The organism is Nocardioides alpinus (assembly GCF_900112035.1).
Taxonomy (GTDB): domain Bacteria; phylum Actinomycetota; class Actinomycetes; order Propionibacteriales; family Nocardioidaceae; genus Nocardioides; species Nocardioides alpinus.
Map to the genome: position 1 here is coordinate 375,199 of NZ_FOKC01000002.1, position 19,198 is coordinate 394,396.

At 72.7% G+C, this 19,198-nt stretch carries 15 protein-coding genes; 3 read left to right on the forward strand and 12 right to left on the reverse strand.

All coding sequences use genetic code 11. The annotated features are described in order from the left end of the window. Nucleotides 1–34 precede the first annotated feature (34 nt). From BM127_RS07085 to gatC, 9 genes are all read right to left on the reverse strand, one after another. Entirely contained in the window at nt 35–856 is an 822-nt protein-coding gene (locus BM127_RS07085; RefSeq protein ID WP_231263304.1) for an ECF transporter S component, read from the reverse strand. Then, nucleotides 853–2,484, reverse strand: coding sequence for an ABC transporter ATP-binding protein (locus BM127_RS07090; protein WP_091196466.1), 1,632 nt, complete (start codon nt 2,482–2,484; stop codon nt 853–855). The genes BM127_RS07085 and BM127_RS07090 overlap by 4 nt, the downstream gene beginning before the upstream one ends. Next, nucleotides 2,481–3,590 (reverse strand): energy-coupling factor transporter transmembrane component T, encoded by a 1,110-nt coding sequence (locus tag BM127_RS07095; RefSeq protein WP_091196916.1) that lies wholly within the window; start codon nt 3,588–3,590, stop codon nt 2,481–2,483. The genes BM127_RS07090 and BM127_RS07095 overlap by 4 nt, the downstream gene beginning before the upstream one ends. Before the next feature lie 21 nt (nt 3,591–3,611). Then, a complete protein-coding gene (locus BM127_RS21810; RefSeq protein WP_139227675.1) occupies nt 3,612–4,715 on the reverse strand; it encodes a hypothetical protein in 1,104 nt (367 codons plus the stop codon). A 5-nt stretch (nt 4,716–4,720) separates the two neighbouring features. After that, nucleotides 4,721–6,400, reverse strand: a complete 1,680-nt coding sequence (locus tag BM127_RS07105; RefSeq protein WP_091196472.1) for a hypothetical protein — start codon at nt 6,398–6,400, stop codon at nt 4,721–4,723. A 319-nt stretch (nt 6,401–6,719) separates the two neighbouring features. After that, a complete protein-coding gene (locus BM127_RS07110) occupies nt 6,720–8,120 on the reverse strand; it encodes a prenyltransferase/squalene oxidase repeat-containing protein (protein WP_091196475.1) in 1,401 nt (466 codons plus the stop codon). Between the two features lie 166 nt (nt 8,121–8,286). Further along, nucleotides 8,287–9,810 carry an Asp-tRNA(Asn)/Glu-tRNA(Gln) amidotransferase subunit GatB gene (gene gatB, locus BM127_RS07115; protein WP_091196478.1) on the reverse strand — a complete coding sequence of 508 codons (1,524 nt, stop codon included), beginning with the start codon at nt 9,808–9,810 and terminating at the stop codon, nt 8,287–8,289. Continuing rightward, nucleotides 9,807–11,333 carry an Asp-tRNA(Asn)/Glu-tRNA(Gln) amidotransferase subunit GatA gene (gene gatA / locus BM127_RS07120; RefSeq protein WP_091196480.1) on the reverse strand — a complete coding sequence of 509 codons (1,527 nt, stop codon included), beginning with the start codon at nt 11,331–11,333 and terminating at the stop codon, nt 9,807–9,809. The genes gatB and gatA overlap by 4 nt, the downstream gene beginning before the upstream one ends. Next, nucleotides 11,333–11,632 carry an Asp-tRNA(Asn)/Glu-tRNA(Gln) amidotransferase subunit GatC gene (gene gatC, locus BM127_RS07125; RefSeq protein WP_091196482.1) on the reverse strand — a complete coding sequence of 100 codons (300 nt, stop codon included), beginning with the start codon at nt 11,630–11,632 and terminating at the stop codon, nt 11,333–11,335. The genes gatA and gatC overlap by 1 nt, the downstream gene beginning before the upstream one ends. Before the next feature lie 168 nt (nt 11,633–11,800). Between gatC and BM127_RS07130 the strand changes: the two genes are divergently transcribed. From BM127_RS07130 to BM127_RS07140, 3 genes are read left to right on the forward strand one after another with little or no spacing between them, the layout of a single operon-like run. Then, nucleotides 11,801–13,363: a N,N-dimethylformamidase beta subunit family domain-containing protein gene (locus tag BM127_RS07130; protein ID WP_139227676.1), complete on the forward strand. Its 1,563-nt coding sequence runs from the start codon at nt 11,801–11,803 to the stop codon at nt 13,361–13,363. Between the two features lie 35 nt (nt 13,364–13,398). Beyond that, nucleotides 13,399–14,010 carry a hypothetical protein gene (locus tag BM127_RS07135; RefSeq protein WP_091196487.1) on the forward strand — a complete coding sequence of 204 codons (612 nt, stop codon included), beginning with the start codon at nt 13,399–13,401 and terminating at the stop codon, nt 14,008–14,010. Beyond that, nucleotides 14,007–14,918, forward strand: coding sequence for an LCP family protein (locus BM127_RS07140; protein ID WP_091196489.1), 912 nt, complete (start codon nt 14,007–14,009; stop codon nt 14,916–14,918). Before BM127_RS07135 ends, BM127_RS07140 begins: the two co-directional genes overlap by 4 nt. A gap of 6 nt (nt 14,919–14,924) precedes the next feature. On the opposite strand, the gene BM127_RS07145 is transcribed toward BM127_RS07140, so the two are convergent. The 3 genes from BM127_RS07145 to BM127_RS07155 are packed head-to-tail and all read right to left on the reverse strand — an operon-like array spanning nt 14,925 to nt 19,147. Next, the gene (locus BM127_RS07145; protein ID WP_091196492.1) at nt 14,925–15,569 is read right to left on the reverse strand and encodes a response regulator; all 645 of its coding nucleotides are present in this window, start codon (nt 15,567–15,569) and stop codon (nt 14,925–14,927) included. A gap of 40 nt (nt 15,570–15,609) precedes the next feature. Then, nucleotides 15,610–17,853, reverse strand: a complete 2,244-nt coding sequence (locus tag BM127_RS07150; protein ID WP_091196494.1) for a sensor histidine kinase — start codon at nt 17,851–17,853, stop codon at nt 15,610–15,612. Between the two features lie 58 nt (nt 17,854–17,911). Next, nucleotides 17,912–19,147: a calcium-binding protein gene (locus BM127_RS07155; RefSeq protein ID WP_091196497.1), complete on the reverse strand. Its 1,236-nt coding sequence runs from the start codon at nt 19,145–19,147 to the stop codon at nt 17,912–17,914. Nucleotides 19,148–19,198: the final 51 nt, after the last annotated feature.

Here is a 19,198-nt window from a genome sequence, read left to right on the forward strand (position 1 = left end):
GTCGTCGGCGGTCTGGTGACGGTCTCGCGCGGCCTCAGCCGGGATGCACGACCGCACGGCGGGCGGCGCGCCGCAGGGTCGTCAGGATCGCCGGTCCGAGCACCACGATGGCGATCCCGGTGGTGATGGCGCGGCCGGTGTCCCACCCGCCGGTCGAGGTGAGCAGCGTGTAGACGAGGAACCGGTGGGCGTTCTCCAGCACCGGGGCGCCGGCGACGTAGGACAGCGACCCCTCGTGCCCGGGCACGGCGATGCCGAGGGCGAAGGGCCAGTAGCTGAGGTTCATCAGCAGGCCGTAGGCGTACGACGCGAAGACGGCGTACGCGACCAGCATCACGATCTCGGCGCGCCCCGTGACCCGGCGCGGCAGCAAGCCGGCGCCCATCCCGACCCACGCGGCGCAGATCATCTGAAACGGCAGCCACGGCCCGACGCCGGCGGTGAGGAGCGCCGAGGCGAAGAGCGACGTGCAGCCAAGCGCGAAGCCGAAGCCCGCGCCGAACACCCGCCCGCCCAGGATGAGGAGGAAGAAGACCATCTCGATCCCGGCGGTGCCGGCGCCGAGGCCGCGCATCACCGCGTTGATCGCGGACAGCACCCCGAGGACGGCGAGGACCCGCGAGTCCATCCCACCCTCCCCCATCTCGGCGAGGACGACGACGACGACCAGCGGCAGCAGGGCCAGGAAGAGGAACGGCGGCTCGACGCGCTGGCCGGGCTGGGCGTTGAGGAGCAGCGGCCAGCACAGCATCATCAGGCCCGCGACGGACGCGAGGACGAGCACCGCGGCGGTGCGGGGGCCGATCGGCAGCGCGACGGCCTGCGGCTGCCGACGGGTGCGCTCGAGGATGCTCACGTCGCGACCTCCGTCGCGAGAGCGGCGGCCACTTCCTCGACGACGAGCCACGGCGCGCCCAGCACCTTGGTGACCTGCGGGGCGAAGGACGGCGACTCGGCCAGCACACGCTGCGGGGGGCCGCTGGAGACGACCTCGCCCTCGGCCATCACCACGACCTCGTCCGCGACGTGCGCGGCGAACTCGACGTCGTGGGTCGCGAGGAGGACCGCGCGCCCGTCGGCGGCGAGGTCGGCGACGATCCGGGCGAGCTCGGCCTTGCCGGCGTAGTCGAGACCGCGGGTCGGCTCGTCCAGCAGCACGACCGGGGGGCGGGCGGTGAGCACGATGGAGAGGGCGAGCGCAAGGCGCTGGCCCTCCGAGAGGTCACGCGGGTGGACGGCCTCGTCGATGCCGGGCGCGAGCCGGTCGAGCAGGCCTCGGCAGGTGCCGGCCTCGGCATCCGCGCCCGCGTCGGACGCGGCGCACTCGTCGGCGACGGTCTCGAGGTAGAGCAGGTCGGCCGCGGTCTGCGGCACCAGGCCGACGTGCGTACGTCGCTCCGCGGGCGCGAGCGCGGCCGGGTCGTCGCCGATCACGTCCAGGGTGCCCGAGCGACGCCGGCCGGTGCCCTGGAGCGCCCAGATGAGGCTCGACTTGCCCGAGCCGTTGCGGCCCATCAGGACGGTGACGCGGCCCGGGGTCAGCGTGAGGTCCACCTCGCGGACGGCCACCGTGGTGTCGTGGACGACGGTGACTCCCCGGGCGACGAGCAGCGGCTCGGGCCGGGTCGCCGGCACGGGCGGCGCGGCGGGAGGCGTCAGTGGTGGCAGCGCGCGGGCGAGGCGCCGGGCGTCGCGGACGGTGAGCGGCAGCGGGTCCCAGCCGACCAGCCGGCCCAGCTCGACCAGGGGCGGGACCACCGGCGAGTCGGCGAGCATCCGCTGCGGCTCGTCGACCCGGATGCTGCCGTCGCCGGTGACCAGGCAGATCCGGTCGGCGAAGGGCACGACCCGCTCGAGGCGGTGCTCCGCGAGCAGGACGGTGAGCCCGAGGTCGTGGACCAGGCGGGTGATGGTGGCGAGGACGTCCTCGGCCGCCGTCGGGTCGAGCGCCGAGGTCGGCTCGTCGAGCACGAGGACGCGGGGGTGCATGGTGAGCACCGACCCGATCGCCACCCGTTGCTGCTGGCCGCCGGAGAGGGTGCGGAGGTCACGCGCGCGCAGCTCGGCGATGCCCAGCAGGTCGAGGGTCTCCTCGACCCGGCGGCGCATCGTCCCGGGTGCGACACCCAGCTGTTCCATGCCGTAGGCCAGCTCCTCCTCGACGGTGTCGGCGACGAACCCGGCGAGCGGGTCCTGACCGACGTAGCCGACGAGGTGGGCGCGCTCGCGCGGAGGCTGCTCGACGATGCTCACGCCGTCCAGCAGCACGTCGCCGGTGAGCACGCCGCCGGTGAAGCGCGGCACCAGGCCGGTCACCACGCCGAGCAGCGTGGACTTCCCGACGCCGGTGCGCCCCGACACGAGGACGAGCTCGCCCTCCTCGAGCGTGAGGTCGACGTGGCGGAGGACCTCGTGCTGGTCGTAGCGGAAGCCGATCTCCCGCAGCTGGATGACCCCGTGCCCGCTTGCCGCGTGCCCAGTCATGCGGCCACCTCCTGGGGCCGGCGGCTCGGAGCGAGTGCGGTCGCCGGGACCGGGGTCGCGACGGCCGGCAGCATGCCGACGATCCCGACGGCGAGCGCGAGGGGCGACAGGTAGGGCATCACGTCGACCCCGGGGTAGGCGACGGGGACCTGCGTGTGGGCCACGGTCCACCCGAGGACGGCGACGACGATGCCGTTCGCCACGGTGAGGAACTCGGCCGCACGCCACGGGTCGGGTCGGTAGCGGGTGCGCTGCACGCGCTGGCCGGCGCTGACCAGGCCGAGCACGGCGACGACGACCCCGGCGCCGAGCATCGGCAGGGCCAGGATCCGCGGTGCAGTGGGGTCGAGCCAGGCGTAGGTCCCCACGCAGATGCCGATCAGCGCGAGGAGGAGCAGTGATCCCGTCACGCGCCGCTCACGCGGCGAGGAACCGCCGGAACGACCGTAGCCACGGGTGTCCATGCCGGCCGCCAGCGCGAGCGAGCGCTCGAGCGCGTCCTCCAGGACCGGGACGAGGAAGCGTCGGAGCCGACCCACGCCCGTCGTCGTACCCCCGCGCAGCGCCTGCGCGGCCCGCACCCGGCGGGCGCTGTCGGCGAGCTGCGGGAAGATCGTCACGGCGACGACGAGCGCCGCGCCGATCTCGTAGAGCGCGGGCGGCACCGAGGCGAGGAGGCGCTTGGGGTTGGCCAGCGAGTTCGCGGCCCCGACGCAGATGATGATGGCGGCGAGCCGGAGCCCGTCGTACAGACCGGCGAGGAGGGCCTCGCTGGTCACCGGACCGAGGAGCCGGACGCCGGCCGCCCAGTCGGGCAGCGGGATCTCGGGGAGGTCCAGCAGCACGTGCCCGACCTCCTGGCCGCCGAAGATGATCCGGAACACGACGCGCAGCACGACCGTGAGCACCGCGAGCCACACGTAGAGCCGGAACGACCGACCGTACGGGTGACCGGATCGGCGCGCCATGACCACCACGGTGGCTGACCCCATGATCAGGAGCAGCAGCAACGGGTTGATCGTGAGGGAGGCCGCGGTGGCCAGACCGATCGCCCAGGACCACCAGGCGATCGGGTGCAGGTCACGCGGCAGACCCCCCAGGGGCACGGCCGATCCGGTCACGGCGCGTCAGACCCCCCGTCTACGACGCGCCACGACGGCACCACCCGCGATCGCGATCGCGAGCAGGCCGACGACACCCCAGGAGACCGCCGCCGGGACCCGGGCCGGCTCGTCAGGGGCGGGCGAACCCGCCTCTGCGGCGCTGCTCGCGCCTGGGTCGCTGGGAGACTCGGAGGCCGATGGGGACGCCTCGGGGTCCGCACTCGGGCTCGAGTCTCCAGGGGACTCAGGGGCAGGGGTCGGGTCCTCCGACGGATCGTCGGACGACTTCTTCTCGCGTGAGCCTCCGGGAGACTCAGGCGCTCCGGTCGGCTCGGAGGTGGCGGCCGGCGTGCCGGAAGGGCTGGCCGACGGCGTCGGGGACGGGCTGGACGTCCCGGAGCTGGCGGAGCCCCCCGACGAACCACCCGATCCGCCCCCGGCACTCCCGCCCGAGTCGCCTCCCGAACCGCTCCCCGAACCGCTCCCCGAACCGCTCCCCGAACCGCTCCCCGAACCGCCCCCACTGGGCGGGTTGGTCGGAGTGGACGTCGGCGACGGGCTCGCCGACGCCGACGGGGTGGGACTGGGACTGGGGGTGGGCGACGGGCTGGAGGCGGCGATCACCGGCGGCGCCACGCTCGGCGGCACGCTCCCGCCGGAGGGACGGTCCTGCTGCCACGACCACCCGACCGAGCCCCCGGCGGGCACGGTCAGCCCACCGACGCCGTACGACGAGTAGGTCCACGACGCCTTCGAGCCGTCGGCCCACCACAGGCCCCAGTAGGCGTTCGCCGGAGAGGCGTTCACGCATGGGTCGCTGGCAGGGACGCTGTTGACCCGGCACACGAACCCCGGCTGCCGGGTGGCGTAGGAGATGGTGACGCCGACCGAGGCGAAGATCGCCGCAGCGCTCTTGCCGCCGCCGTCGGCCGCGCACGCCGTGACGGTGCTGCCGCCGAGCTCGCGGTAGTCGACCACGACGCTCACGCCTCCGGCCGACGTGCACGTGGCCGCGCCGGCCGGGGGAACGACCGCCAGCGGTGCGATGCCGAGGGTGAGCCCCCCGGCGACCAGGCCAGAGGCCAGGATCGCCAGGGAGCTCACGGCCCGCCGAGCTCGGGCTGACATCGACATCACTTCCTGCGCAACCAGAAGGCTGCAGTCGCCGGCTCGGCGCCCCGGGCGGTCTGGGTCGCCACGACGCGCAGCCGCCGCTCACCCAGCACCTTGCGCGCCGGACGCTGGAGCTTGAGCTTCACGGTCGCGTTCGCGCCCGGGGCGACGGAGTACTCCGCCTTCGCGAGGAGCAGCTTGCGGACCTGACCGTTGGCGAGCTCCACCTTGTGCTTCGAGCGGATCTTGACCTTGCCGTCGCACGCCTGGGCGCTGTGGCAGCTCACCGTCAGCCTGACCGTGTTGTTGCTGACCCGCTCGACCTTCGAGGCGGTGAGCTCGCCGACCACCGGCGTGAGCGCCGCAGGCGCCGGGCTGGGCGTGGGAGTGGGCGTCGGCGTGACGGGAGCCGGCACCGTGGTCGTGGACGACTTCGTGTCGCCGAGGGTCGTCACCGAGAACGTGTACGACCCGGTCCCGGCAGGCAGGGCGAAGGGAACGGCGATGTCCGCGCCGGTGCCCTTCACGAACCGAGCGGTCGTGCCGAGGCTCACGCAGCCGTACTCGCCGGCAGCGAGGCCTGTGACCGTCGCGGTCACCGTGCTCGTCGCAGTGGCGGTCGAGGGCGTGGTGATGCCCAGCGGGGAGCTCGCCGGCGCGGCCCAGAGCAGCGCCGGAGCGGCCTGGAAGGTGGCCCGGCGCCATGCGTCACGCTTGAGGGTCACGCCCTCGGCGCGCGCCTCGGTCAGGTCGCCCGGGTTGTAGGCGATCCCGCCGGTCGGAGCCTTGCTCGCGCAGGCTCCGGGGTCGGCCGCCTGCACGCCACGCGTCCACGCGGCAGCGTCCGCGGCGGACGCCGTACGTCCCACCCGCCCGAGCGCCCAGCCGGCCAGCCCGGTGCTGTTGGAGTTGCTGCCCGGCGTCCAGGCGTCACCCTCCAGGGAGCCGTCGGCGAGCTGGATCGACTCGAGCCAGTCAGCGGCCTTGTCGACAGCAGCCGCCACGCCCGGCGCGGTGCTGGCGGACTCGACCAGCGAGATGACGGCCAGGGCCGTCACGTCGGGGTTGGGGGCGTCGGTGGCATCGGCGCACGCCGTGGTGTCGAGGGTCAACCGGAAGAAGCCGGCCGGGCACTGCTGGGCGAGGAGCGCGCCTGTCGCGGCTCCCGCCTCGCTGGACCCTGCGACCGTGAGGGCCTCGACGGCGAACGACTGGCCGATCGTGTTCTCGTAGTTGCCGTAGATGCTGTCGTCGGCGATCTCGCCAGTCGTGTCGGAGGTCAGCTCCTCGAGCTGGGCGATCAGGTCGATCTCGGGATAGGTCGTGCCGGCATCCCGCCCGAGCCGCTGGGTGAACGCCGCCGCCTTCGCGGTGGCGTTGGCGTAGCGGCCGTCCAGGGCGCCTTCGTCCGAGCGGGCGTAACCGTAGGGGTACGCCTCGGACGTGACGAGTGCGGGGGCGATGCTGTCACCGACCAGCTCGGCGGTCGCGGTGCGACCGATGGCCTCGAGGGCCAGCCCGGCGTCGATGGACAGCCCGATGTCTGCGCCGTAGTCGCCGATGGCGAGCCCGGCGGTGAGCTGGCTCGCGATGTAGTCGCCGGCGATCCCGGTGGGTGACGTGGTGGTGGCGGCACTGGCCGGTTGGGCCAGTGTGGTGGCGGCGAGCGCGACGGCTGCCAGCCCGGAGATGAACTTCATGTTCCCTTCCCCCGCTGCGACAACGAGGGAGGACGGCATGCGCCGCAGGCCCCTCGCTGCATTCCTCGACAGCGGTGGTGATCAAGACGCGTCGAGGAGGGTGTTCCGGCTCGCACGGGATTGCTCCCGTGCCCACGGTTGCGGGTCAGCGCCGGTGTTGGACCGGCTTTCCCCAGCTCGGGCGTAAGTGGTGCCGACCCAGGTGGGTGCGGCGTGGGCAGCCTAGCCCTCGGCGCGGCCCGGACGCACCTCGGCCCGGCGTACGGGACGCCGGGCCGAGATGGTGTGACAGGTGGTGTGACGCAGTGGTGCTGGTGGGTCAGTTGCGGACCCGCAGCGACGTACGAGCCTCGTCGTCCGAGGTCTTCACGAGCGCGACGCGCCGCTGGTTGCCCGTGGGGAGCTGCAGCTTGCGCACGATCTTGTCGCCCGACTTCTTGCCCTTGATGCGCAGGAAGTCACCCTTGACCTGCATGCAGGCACTCTCGCTCGGGGCCAGTCCGAAGACCCGGAACTGCACGCGGTCACCCGCGCGGGCCTCACGCTTGACGGACACGATCTTCAGCTTGTCCTTGCTCGCCGGGGCGAACTGGAGGCCGAGGACCGCCTGGGCGGTGGCGCGGCGCCACTCGTCACGACCGGCGGCGGGGATGCCGGTGGTCGCGGCCTCGGTGGCCTTCTCCTTGCGGTAGGCCACGGCACCGGTGTCCTTGGTCAGCGCGGTGCGGCACTTGTACTTGTCGACCGGCTGGTTCTTGCGCACCCACAGCGCGGCCTTGAGGGCTGCGTCGCGGTTCTTCAGCAGACCCATCGCAAAGCCGCCGAGGGCGGTGGAGTTGGTGTTGATCTGCTCCGTGCCGGCGCCTCCGCGGATCGCGCCGCTGTTGCGCTGGCGAGCGGCCAGCCAGGTGCCGGCCTTGGCGAGGGCGGCCGTGACGGCCGGGCTCTTGTCACCCGACTCGATGAGGTTGATCACCGCGAGCGAGGTGGCGTCCGGGTCGGCCTCGCTGCCGGCCACACCCTCGGTGCACGACTGGCTCGGCACGTTGGCCTTGTCGAAGTTGAGCCGGAAGTAGCCCGACGCGCACTGCTGCTTGAGCAGGAAGTCGCGCGCCGCGCCTGCCTCGGCGGAGCTGGCCAGCGACAGCGCGCGCACGGCGTAGGCCTGGCCGACGACGTTGGCGAAGTTGCCGAACTCGGACTTGTCGAAGATGCGCCCGGCGAACGCGGCCGCCTGCGGCTCTGCCGCGGGGTCGGCCGGGACATCGGCCGTGCGCTCCTCGAGGCGCGTGATCAGGTTGACCCCGCCGTAGCTGGTCGGGTTCTTCTTGGCCACGCGGGCGAAGACCGCCGCCTTGCCCAGCGACCCGGCGTAGGACTCCTTGGTCCCGTCACCGACGTAGTCGGCGATGCGCGCCTCGAGGGCGGTGTTGATCGCCGTGACGTTCGCGCCCTGGCTGGCGACGGTCGAGAGCGCCATGCCGGTGTCGATGGTGAGGCCGAAGTCCGGGCCCTGCCCGGTGACGATCAGGCCGTTGGTGAGCTCCCCGGCCAGCCACTCGGCGGCGATGGTGGAGGGCGTGCTGTCGGTGCTGGCGGCGGCCTTGGCCGATCGCAAGGCCGGCGATGGATCCGCCGAGGCGGACGGTGCGACGAGCAACCCCGTCGCAAGTGCTGCGGACGACAGGGCGACCGCGCTGATGCGGATGAACTGGTGCATGACTTCCTTCCCGCCCGCGACGAGATGACGCGACGATGTCGACGTCATTGACGGCCAGGCCGTCCCCCGTGTCACGGGCGTTAATTGGCGATGTGACCCATGTGACTCACCTGCAGAGTAACAAGTTGTCTAGACCGCTCAAGTGGTTCGGGTGGGGCGGGTGGGATCAGCCCAGCTTCTCCAGGATCAGCTCGCGCACCCGGCCGGCGTCGGCCTGTCCGCGCATCTCCTTCATCACCGCGCCGATGAGGGCGCCGGCCGCGGCGTGCTTGCCGTCGCGGATCTTGTCGGCGATGTCGGGGTTGGCAGCGATGGCGTTGTCGACGGCTGCACCGAGCGCACCGTCGTCGGAGACCACCGCTAGGCCGCGCTTCTCGACCACCTCGTCGGGGCTGCCCTCGCCGGCGAGGACGCCCTCGAACACCTGACGGGCGAGCTTGTCGTTGACCGTCCTGTCGTCCACGAGCGCCTGGATGCGCGCGACCTGGGCGGGCGTGATCGGCAGGTCGACGATGTCGACGCCGTCCTCGTTGCTGCGCCGGGCGAGCTCACCGAGCCACCACTTGCGGGCGGCCTGCGGTGCGGCGCCCTCGGCGATGGTCTCCTCGACCAGCCCGAGCGCCCCCGCGCCCACGGTGTCGCGCATCTCCATGTCGGTGAAGCCCCACGCGGCCTGCAGCCGCGCACGGCGTACGGTCGGGTTCTCCGGCAGCGTCCCGCGCAGCTCCTCGACCCACTCGCGGCTCGGCGCGACCGGCACGAGGTCGGGCTCGGGGAAGTAGCGGTAGTCCTCGGCGTCCGACTTCTCGCGACCACTGGTCGTGACGCCGGTGTCCTCGTGCCAGTGGCGGGTCTCCTGCAGGATCGAGCCGCCGTCGCTGAGGATCGCGCCGTGGCGCTGCATCTCGTAACGCACGGCCCGCTCGACCGAGCGGAACGAGTTGACGTTCTTGGTCTCGGTGCGGGTGCCGAGCGTGCCGGAGCCCTTGGGGGCCAGCGACAGGTTGACGTCGGCGCGCAGGTTGCCCTGGTCCATCCGGGCCTCGGAGACGCCGAGCGCGACGATCAGCTCGCGGAGCTGGGCGACGTACGCCTTGGCGACCTCGGGTGCCCGCTCCCCCGCGCCCATGATCGGGCGGGTGACGATCTCGATCAGCGGGATCCCGGCGCGGTTGTAGTCGACGAGGGAGTAGTCGGCGCCGTGGATCCGGCCGGTGGCGCCGCCGACGTGCAGCGACTTGCCGGTGTCCTCCTCCATGTGGGCACGCTCGATCTCGACGCGGAACGTCTCGGTCTCCCCGGCCTCGTTCTGCAGGTCGACATCCATCCAGCCGTCGAAGCAGATCGGCTCGTCGTACTGCGAGGTCTGGAAGTTCTTCGGCATGTCCGGGTAGAAGTAGTTCTTCCGGGCGAAGCGGCACCACTCGGCGATGTCGCAGTTGAGCGCGAGGCCGATCCGGATCGCGGACTCGACGGCCTTCGCGTTGACCACCGGCATCGCGCCGGGCAGGCCCAGGCACGTCGGGCACACGCCGGCGTTGGGATCGCCGCCGAAGGTGGCCGGGCAGCCGCAGAACATCTTGGACGCGGTGTTGAGCTCGACGTGGACCTCGAGGCCGATGGCCGGGTCGAACGCCGCCAGCACGTCCTCGTACGACATCAGAGCTGTGTCATTCGTGTGGGCGCTCATCGGTCAGTCTCCAGTTCGGGCGCGCGGTCGAGCAGGGGGCCACCCCACTGGTCGGTGAGCAGCTTCTCGAGGGCGGCACCGACGCGGTAGACGCGGTCGTCGGCCAGCGCCGGGGCGAGGACCTGGAAGCCGCTCGGCAGTCCGTCCTCGTCGGCGAGGCCGTTGGGCACCGAGATGCCCGGCACGCCGGCCAGGTTGGCGGGGATGGTGGCGAGGTCGTTGAGGTACATCGCCATCGGGTCGTCGAGCTTCTCCCCCAGCTTGAAGGCCGTGGTCGGAGCGGTCGGGGACACGAGCACGTCGACACGGGCGAATGCGGCCTCGAAGTCGCGGCTGATCAGCGTGCGGATCTTCTGGGCCTGACCGTAGTAGGCGTCGTAGTAGCCGCTGGAGAGGGCGTAGGTGCCGAGGATGATGCGGCGCTTGACCTCGTCGCCGAAGCCGGCGTCGCGCGTGGCGCGCATGACGTCCTCGGCGCTCGGGTCGCCGTCCGGCGTGACCCTCAGGCCGAAGCGCATCGCGTCGAACTTCGCGAGGTTGCTCGACGCCTCGGCCGGCAGGATCAGGTAGTAGGCCGCGAGCGCGTGCACGAAGGACGGGCAGGACACCTCCACGACCTCGGCGCCTGCCTTGACCAGCAGCTCGACGGACTCGTTGAAGCGCGCCATCACGCCGGACTGCCAGCCGTCGCCCGCCAGCTCGGTGATCACGCCGACCTTGACGCCGCTCATGTCGCCGGTCGCGCCCTGCGCGGCCGCCTCGGTGAAGGAGGGCCACTCGGTCTTGATCGAGGTGGAGTCGCGCAGGTCGTGGCCACCGATGACGTCGTGCAGCATCGCGGAGTCGCGCACGGTGCGGGTGACCGGACCGGCCTGGTCGAGGCTGTTGGCGAGGGCGACGAGACCGTAGCGCGACACACCGCCGTAGGTCGGCTTCACGCCGACGGTGCCGGTGACGGCGCCGGGCTGGCGGATCGAGCCGCCGGTGTCGGTGCCGATCGCGAGCGGGGCCTGGAACGACGCGACGGCTGCCGCCGAGCCACCGCCGGAACCGCCCGGGATACGGTCGAGGTCCCACGGGTTGCGGGTCGGGCCGTAGGCGGAGTGCTCGGTGGACGAGCCCATCGCGAACTCGTCCATGTTGGTCTTGCCCAGGATCGGCAGGCCGGCGACGCGCAGGCGCTGGACCACGGTGGCGTCGTAGGGCGGGATCCAGCCCTCGAGGATCTTCGACCCGCAGGTCGTCGGCAGCCCGCGCGTGGCGAGCACGTCCTTGACCGCGATCGGTACGCCGTCCAGCGGGCCGCGTGCCTCGCCACGCGCACGCCGGGCGTCGGACTCGGCGGCCTGGGCCAACGCGCCCTCACGGTCGACGTGGAGGAAGGCGTGGATGCCCCGCCCGTCGACGGCGGTGTCGACCGCGTCGATGCGGTCGAGGTGCATCTCGGTCAGCTCGACACTCGTGGTGGAACCGTCCGCGAGCGCGCCGGCCGCCTCGGCTGCGGTGTCCTTCACCGTGCTCATCAGGCCTCCTCGCCCAGGATGCGCGGGACCGAGAAGCGGTTGCCCTCCACGGCGGGGGCGCCGGAGAGCGCCTCCTCTGCACTGAGACCGGGCACCACGACGTCCTCGCGGAACACGTTGGTCAGCGGGATCGCGTGCGACGTGGGCGGCACGTCGTCCCCCGCGACACCGGTGATGGAGGCGACGGACTCGAGGATGACGCTGAGCTGCGGCGCCAGGTGGTCGAGCTCGGCGTCGGAGAGGTCGATGCGGGCGAGGGTGGCCAGGTGGGCCACTTCGTCCCTGGTGATCTCGGGCATGGCGGCAATCCTAGGTCCACGCCCCGCCCACCTCTGCTGGCGGGCGGGACGGTCGACCCGTTCGTCCCGTCCCGTCGGGATTCGTGCCCCATGTGACGGGAATGGCGTCGGGCGAAGCCTCGAACCACGGCGTCGGAAGGTCCGTCGCCATGGCTCGAGGTGACCACGATGAGGGCACGACTGGCGATGGCGGGACTGGCGCTCTGCCCCCTGCTGACCGGGTGCGGAGCTGCAGCTCGCATCCAGGCGGACCTGCCGCAGGCCTCGGCCTCCGCGCCCCTCGCTCCTGGCGCCGACGGTCGCAGTCGTGACGACGGGCAGCCGCGCCGGGACCGGTCGGAACCCCGGGGGTCCGAGGACTGGCGGATCAGCAAGCCGTCACAGCACGGTGAGCTGGCCGCGTACACGACCCGCGCGAGCGGCATGCCCGGGACCCGGGTCGGGCTCAAGGTCTCCACCACCCAGGGCGGCTGGGAGGCAGCCGCCTGGCGCATCGGCGCCTACCGCGGCGGCACGGGCACGTTCGTCTGGGAGTCCGGGTTCCGGGTGGGTCGCCAGCAGCCTGCTCCCCGGTTCGCGCCGGCCGCGACCCGCACCGTCGTCGCGCACTGGAGGCGGGACCTGACCGTCGACACCTCGTCGTGGCAGCCGGGCTTCTACGTCTTCCGGCTGCGGACGGACACGGGCTGGGAGACCCAGGTGCCCTACGTCGTGACGTCACCCACCGCCGAGGGCACCGTCGCCCTGGTCGCACCGATCACCACCTGGCAGGCCTACAACCAGTGGGGCGGCTACAGCCTCTACGCGGGGGCCAACGGCGACACCCCCAGCCACGCGGTCAGCTTCGACCGCCCCTACAACGGTGCGACCGGGGCCAACGACTACCGCACTGCAGCCATCCCGATCGTCGTGCGCGCCGAGCACGAGGGGATCCCACTCTCCTACTTCACCAACGTCGACCTCCACACCGTGCCGGACGCCCTGGCCGGAGCCCGTGGGTACGTGTCGATGGGCCACGACGAGTACTGGACGACCACGATGCGCGAGGTCGTCCTCGACGCGCGGGACTCCGGCACCAACCTGGCCTTCCTCGGTGCCAACACGATGTACTGGCGGGTCCGGCTCGAGGACCGTCCGACCGGTCCCGCACGGGTCGTCGTCGGCTACCGCCACTCGGCGCACCTCGACCCTCTGTTCGCCCAGGGATCGCAGGACGCGAGTGCCCAGTTCCGCCAGCAGCCGGTGCCGCGGCCCGAGCACGACCTGCTCGGCATGCAGTACGAGTGCTACCCGGTCGACACCGACTATGTCGTCGCGAGCCCGGACTGGTGGGGCTTCCGCGGCACCGGGGTGCGCCGCGGTGACCACGTCACCGGGCTCGTGGGCCCCGAGGCGGACCGCGTCTATCCCGACGGCAGGCTGCCGCGGCCGCTGCAGGTCCTGAGCCACTCGCCGTACTCGTGCCGCGGCGTCACCACGTCGTCGCAGTCGGTCTACTACTCGGCGCCGTCGGGCGCCGGGGTGTTCAACGCCGGCACGCTCCGTTGGGGATGCTCGCTCGTCGACCGGTGCGACCGCCCGCTCGGGACGGCCACCGCGCGCTTCACCCGCGTGGTCACCGGCACGGTCCTCCGCGAGTTCGCCCGGGGCCCGGTCGGCGATCGTCACCCCGCCCGCGACAACGTCGAGGCCTTCGCCCTCTCCCCTGTCAACACGGTCCCGGCGAGCTGAGACACGGCGGGCGTCGGTCGGCCATGATGAAGGGCATGGGGCACCCTCGACGCCACGCGGGCCGCGCCTTCCTGCGTACGGCGGGGAGCGTCGTCGCCGTGGCGGCGCTGGTGTCCGGGTGCCAGGACGGCGCACCCGACGATCCCCCCGCCCCGGGTCAGCAGTCCGCGGCGCTCCGCGTGGAGACGGTCGCGGGAGCAGAGCAGCTCGACGAGCGCACCCGCGCCGACCTCGAGGCGGCCGTCGGCGACGTGCTCTCCGCCTACGTGCTCGAGGCGTTCCTCGGCGACTTCCCGCGTGAGGAGTTCGTCCGCTCCTTCGAGTCCTTCACCAGCCGCGCGGCCAGCAGTGCCACCCGCGACATCGACCTGCTCACGGCGGCCGGCACGGCCGACGCCACCGCCGTACGCGCGACCGATCTCGACGCCCGGCTGTCGTTCCTGACGCAGTCGGGCACGGCGCACAGCGGCACTGCGGCGGTGCACTTCGCGTTCGAGGCCACGCTCGAGGACGGGACCACGCAAGCGCTCGTGCTCGACGGCCGCTTCCTGCTGGAGGCGGACCGGGACACGTGGTCGATCTTCGGCTACGACGTCGCGTACGACGACGGGCTCGGCGTCCCCGTGGAGACGGAGTCGACCCCGTGAAGGCGCTCCGTCGAGCCCTCGCGCGACTGACCCTCGTGACCGGCCTCGTCGTGGCGGTACCGACCGCCTCGGTCCACCCCGCGACCATCAGCCTGACGACCACCGGCACGGCCAAGGCCGTCGATGCCGGAGCGGACGTCGTGTGGGTGCTCGCGCTCGGCTCCGAGGCGGCACCCGGCGTCGACGTGACGCAGGGCCTCACCGACGCGATGCAGCTCATCGGGGTGAACCCCGGAACCGGCCGCGCGGTCGCCATCGGCCTTCCGCGCGACCTGTACGTCGCGCTCCCGGACGGTCGTGCCCGGATCAACACCGCCCTCCGGGAGGAGGGGCCGGACGGCGTGGCCGGCGTGGTGGACGAGCTCGTCGGCATCACTCCCGACGTCGTGCTGGTGACCGGCTCCGACGGCTTCCTCTCGATGCTCGGTGTCGTCGGCGACGTCCGGGTCGAGTCGCCCCTCACCTTCACCACCGACGAGGGCGGCGTGCAGGTGCGCAGCGGCGGCAACACGTTCGACGCCCCTCAGGCGCTCGACTACGCCCGTACCCGCGACAACCTGCCCGCGGGCAGTGACTTCGAGCGCGTCGCCAACCACCAGCGCCTCCTGCTCGGCGTCCTGGAGCGGCTCCGTGCCGCCGAGGACGAGGAGGGATTCATGGAGGGCGCCGCCCTGGCCGCGCTCGGCGGGCTCAGCACCGACATGTCCCCCGCTGCGGTGTACCGGCTCCTCCAGGCGCTCACCGCCGTCGATCCCGAGCGGACGGCCGGGTGCATCATCGGGGGCACGTTCGGGGTGGAGTTCGGTGCCGCCGTCGTCTACCCCGACGAGGCGCAGGCCCGGGCGATCGGGGACGACGCCCGCGATGACGCCCGCCTGCAGGGTGGGTGTCGCGACGGCTCGGGCTGAGGGTCCTCAGCCCAGCCCTGCCTCGCGTGCCTTGACGATCGCCTGCGCCCTGTGGGCGACCTGGAGCTTGGTGAAGATGTTGCTCGCATGGTTGCGCACCGTCTTGATCGACAGGCCCAGACGGCGCGCGATCTCGCCGTTCTCCTCCCCCGCCGCGATCATCGCGAGCACCACCCGCTCCCGTTCGGTCAGGTCGGGAAAGGCGTCGGCGGCGGGACGCGTGCGCGCAGAGGAGAAGTACGTCATCACCCGGTCGGCGATGCCGGGCCCGAAGATGACCTCGCCCGCGCCGACGGCCTGGACGGCACGGACGATCTCTCCACGCCGCGCACCCTTGAGCAGGTAGCCGCGAGCGCCCGCGCGCACCGCCGCGAACACCGACTCCTCGTCGTCCATCATCGTCAGCACCAGCACGCCGATGTGCGGCGACGACCGGACGATCTGCGCGGTCGCGTCGATGCCGTTGACCCGGGGCATGTGCAGGTCCATCAGGACGACGTCGGGCTGGAGGTCGAGGGCGAGGGCGACAGCCATGGCCCCGTCGCCGGCGGTTCCGACGACCTCGAGGGCAGGGGTCGCGGCGAGCAGCGCCTCGAGCCCGCGCCGGAAGTCCTCGTGGTCGTCGGCGACCAGCACCCGGTGGGTCTCCATCCCGGTCCTCCCTCCCTGGTTCTCGTACAACGGCCCTCACTCAGCTGGTCCAGACCAACGGGAGCCGCGCCCGGACGACGGTGCCGCCGTCCGCTCCGGCGCCCACGTCGAAGGTCCCGCCGAGCTCCTCCGCGCGCTCGCGCATCGAGGACAGGCCTACACCCGCACGCCTGTCCACGGCCAGCCCCCTCCCGTCGTCCGCGACCTCCACGAGCAGCTCCCCGTCTGCGCGCGCCAGGCGCACCCGGCAGCTGTCCGCACCGCTGTGCCGCTGCACGTTGGTCACCGCCTCGACGACGATCCGGTACGCCGCCACCTCCACCGCGGCGGGGAGGGACTCGAGATCGTCGTCGGCCTCGACCGACCACGGGACTCCCAGCGACCCCGACCCGGAGGCGTGCTCGGCCGCCCGGTGCCGCAGCGCAGACACCAGCCCGAGCTGGTCGAGCGCAGGCGGCCGCAGCCCCTCGACGAGGCGGCGGACCTCCACGATGTCCTCGCGTGCCTGGTCGGAGAGCCGCGCCACGAGATCAGCAGCCCGCTCCGGGTCGTCGCGGATGAGGTCCGTCGCGGACTCCAGCCGCATGGCAAGGGTGGCCAGCGACGGTCCCAGTCCGTCGTGCAGGTCGCGCCGGAGCCGGCGACGCTCCTCCTCCCGCGTCGAGACCAGACGCTGCCGCGACTGCTGGAGCTCGCGGTTGGAGACGACCGCCTGGACGAGGGCGCCGACCTGGGAGCCGATGTCCTCCAGGAGCCGCCGGTCCCCCGGCCCGAACGGGTCGTGGCCCGTGTCCACCTCCACCTGCAACCGACCGAGGGTGGCGCCGCCGACCGCGAGGTCGATGGTGGCCGGAGCGGCGGAGGGCGACCCGATGGCGGCGGCTATCGGGCCCGAGGTGGGGGTGGCGAAGACGTCGACAGCGGCGAAGGAGAGGTGCAGGCGGCGGGCCAGCAGCTCCAGCACCTGGCGGAGGGCGGCCTCGGGAGCTGTGACCGCGTCGAGCCTCCGCAGGTCCGACACGACCCGGTCGGGGGAGGCCCGGTCGCCGTAGACCAGCCGGCGCACGGTGCGCTGCACGGTCACGGCGACCGGCACGAGCAGGAGCGCCAGCAGACCGCCGAGGAGCATCGAGCCGGCCGAGATGTCGGCCGCGGCGTCGACCGCCCGCACCAGACCGACGAACGCCGCCCCGACCACGACCAGCACCAGCGCCTGGACGAGACCGCGGCGCACCCTCGGCTCGATCTCCCCGAGCCGGTAGTGCGCAGCCGCTGCTCCCACGCAGGCGATCGCGACGCCGGCCGCGAGACCCGCCAGCAGGTCGTCCGGCAGCGGGGCCCGGGCGCCGATCCACGCGGGAGCCTGCCCCAGGAGGATCCAGGCGCCCACCCCCGCCGCCAGCCCGAGCAGCACCAGACGGGTGGCCAGCACGTCCTCCCGGCGTCGGGCGCGTGCGTGCGTCAGCGCGGCCACGACGAGGCCGACGGGGATGCAGGCCCACAGCGCGGGGACCGCGACCGTGGCCAGCACCTGGAGCCGGGCCGGAGATGGGTCGGTCCCGTCGTAGGACAGCCCCAGCCAGATGCCGTACGCCAGGAACGGGGCGAGGAGGGTGGCCACCACCACCACCGCCCGCTGACGGCGGGAGGAGTCGACCAGCGCGGCGACCGACACCACGAGGGCGACCAGGGCGAGGGCGGCCCACACCTCGCCGACCACCTGCGGCCAGACGCCACCACCTCCCGCGAGGTCGATCACGCCGGTCCCGAACGGGGCGGAGGTGATCGCGGCGGGCAGGAGTGCGGTCGCGACGAGGAAGGCGCGCGCCGACGCGGTCCCGGACCTGACCCAGAACACCGCTGAGCCGACGACGAGCAGGAGGGCCGCGAGGACCAGCACCTGCGGCGAGGCACGCACGGCAGCCGCTACGTCGTACCGCTCGAGGGTCACGTCGACCTGCTGGATCAGGTCGAGCCCCGACCGGGAGCGGCGCACCTCGTAGCGGACCACGTCGCCGACGTCGCGCCGGGCGGCGTCGTCACTGCCCACCCAGTCGGCGAGCGACCGCTCCTCGACCAGCAGCACCTCGTCACCCCGGACCAACGGGGTGTCGCCGTAGGCACGCGCGACCACCACCGACTCACCCCAGCGCGGCCCCGATGCCAGCACCGACGACCTCAGGCTGGTGCCGTCCGACGGCCCGGACAGCAACGCGAACCCGATCCACACGACAGGCACGGCCCAGGCGACCGTGAGCACGAGCAACCTGCCGGTGCGCGACATGGTGGCATCGTGCACCTGCACCCGGATGCGGGGAAAGGGGGCGCGCTGGGTCGGTGCCTCAGCAGCTGGAGCGCTTCTCCGCCGCCTTGCAGGTGTCGTTGCCCCCGCGCCCACGCGCGATGTCGAAGCCCTTGCCACCGTCGAGGCGGTCGGGCTCGTCGGAGCCGGTCATCACGTCGGAGCCGCCGCGGCCGTAGACCATGACGCGGTAGTCGGGGTGGGCGGTGATGATCTCCGAGTCGTTGCTGCCCTTGAAGATCGACAGGGCGCGGGCCGGGAGCTGGACATCGCTGAAGCCGGTGATCTTGCCCTCGATCTCGAAGGGCAGGTCACTGATCCGGGTCTTGCCCAGCTGGTCGATGCGCACGGTCGGCTTGATCGCGGGGTTGGAGTTGGGCAGCAGGCGCAACCGGTCCTGTCCGCCGTAGCCCTTGGCCACGAAGCCGGACTCGGCCGGGATCGGGAAGGTGACGGTGTCGACGCCGCTGCCGCCGCGGATCACCTGGTGCAGCTCCGAGGTCGAGCCGAGGACGTCTCCACCGCTGCCGCCGACGAGGGTGTCGCTCCCGACCGTCGAGCTGAGGGTGTCGTCGCCGGCGTCGCCGTAGAGCCGGTCGTTGCCGAGCGTGCCGGAGGCATCGGCGGCGATGACGTCGTCACCGCCCCGTCCGAAGATGGTGTCGTCCCCGCCGCGCGCGAAGACCACGTCGTCGGAGTTGGTGCCCTTGATCGTGTCGCCGAGCGGTGAGCCGTAGACCCGGATGCCGCCGTCGAAGCCGGTGACCGTGTCGTTGCCCTCCGCAGCGACCGGGACCGAGAAGCTCGCGCCGAAGTCGACCACGACCGCAGCGGGCGCGTCGGCGTACGACACCCCGTCGAGCAGCACGCTGGTGCCCTCGCTGGCCGGGCGCGGGTCGTAGCCGAGATCGATGGCGTCGTCGCCGCCTCCCCCGTTGATGGTGTCGCCCTTCTTGACGATCCGACCGAACTGGTCGATCTTCACCGCGTCGGCCTCGCCGAAGAGGCGGTCGTTGCCGTCACCCCCCTGGATCGCGTCCGCGCCGTCCCCGCCGCAGATGACGTCGTTGCCCCCGAGACCGCGGATGGTGTCGTTGCCGCCCCGCGCGACGATCACGTCGCGCTGCGCGGTGCCGGTGAGGGTGTTGGCCCTCGCGTTGCCGACGATCGTGGCCTTGAGTCCCCCGCACGTGACGGCGGCGGCCTGCGCCGACGGGACGAGGGTGAGCGGAGTGGCCAGGGCCGCCGTGGCGAGCAGGGTGGTGACGAGACGCATGTGGAGCTCCCAAGTTTGTCGTTCAGGTGCTCCTACCGCATCCGGGGTCTC

Bases quoted from the DNA above. Each gene is read 5' to 3' on its own strand.
- BM127_RS07090 (WP_091196466.1), bottom strand. From the start codon at position 2,484: ATGACTGGGCACGCGGCAAGCGGGCACGGGGTCATCCAGCTGCGGGAG.
- BM127_RS21810 (WP_139227675.1), bottom strand. From the start codon at position 4,715: ATGTCAGCCCGAGCTCGGCGGGCCGTGAGCTCCCTGGCGATCCTGGCC.
- BM127_RS07105 (WP_091196472.1), bottom strand. From the start codon at position 6,400: ATGAAGTTCATCTCCGGGCTGGCAGCCGTCGCGCTCGCCGCCACCACA.
- BM127_RS07110 (WP_091196475.1), bottom strand. From the start codon at position 8,120: ATGCACCAGTTCATCCGCATCAGCGCGGTCGCCCTGTCGTCCGCAGCA.
- gatB (WP_091196478.1), bottom strand. From the start codon at position 9,810: ATGAGCGCCCACACGAATGACACAGCTCTGATGTCGTACGAGGACGTG.
- gatA (WP_091196480.1), bottom strand. From the start codon at position 11,333: ATGAGCACGGTGAAGGACACCGCAGCCGAGGCGGCCGGCGCGCTCGCG.
- gatC (WP_091196482.1), bottom strand. From the start codon at position 11,632: ATGCCCGAGATCACCAGGGACGAAGTGGCCCACCTGGCCACCCTCGCC.
- BM127_RS07130 (WP_139227676.1), top strand. From the start codon at position 11,801: ATGAGGGCACGACTGGCGATGGCGGGACTGGCGCTCTGCCCCCTGCTG.
- BM127_RS07135 (WP_091196487.1), top strand. From the start codon at position 13,399: ATGGGGCACCCTCGACGCCACGCGGGCCGCGCCTTCCTGCGTACGGCG.
- BM127_RS07145 (WP_091196492.1), bottom strand. From the start codon at position 15,569: ATGGAGACCCACCGGGTGCTGGTCGCCGACGACCACGAGGACTTCCGG.
- BM127_RS07150 (WP_091196494.1), bottom strand. From the start codon at position 17,853: ATGTCGCGCACCGGCAGGTTGCTCGTGCTCACGGTCGCCTGGGCCGTG.
- BM127_RS07155 (WP_091196497.1), bottom strand. From the start codon at position 19,147: ATGCGTCTCGTCACCACCCTGCTCGCCACGGCGGCCCTGGCCACTCCG.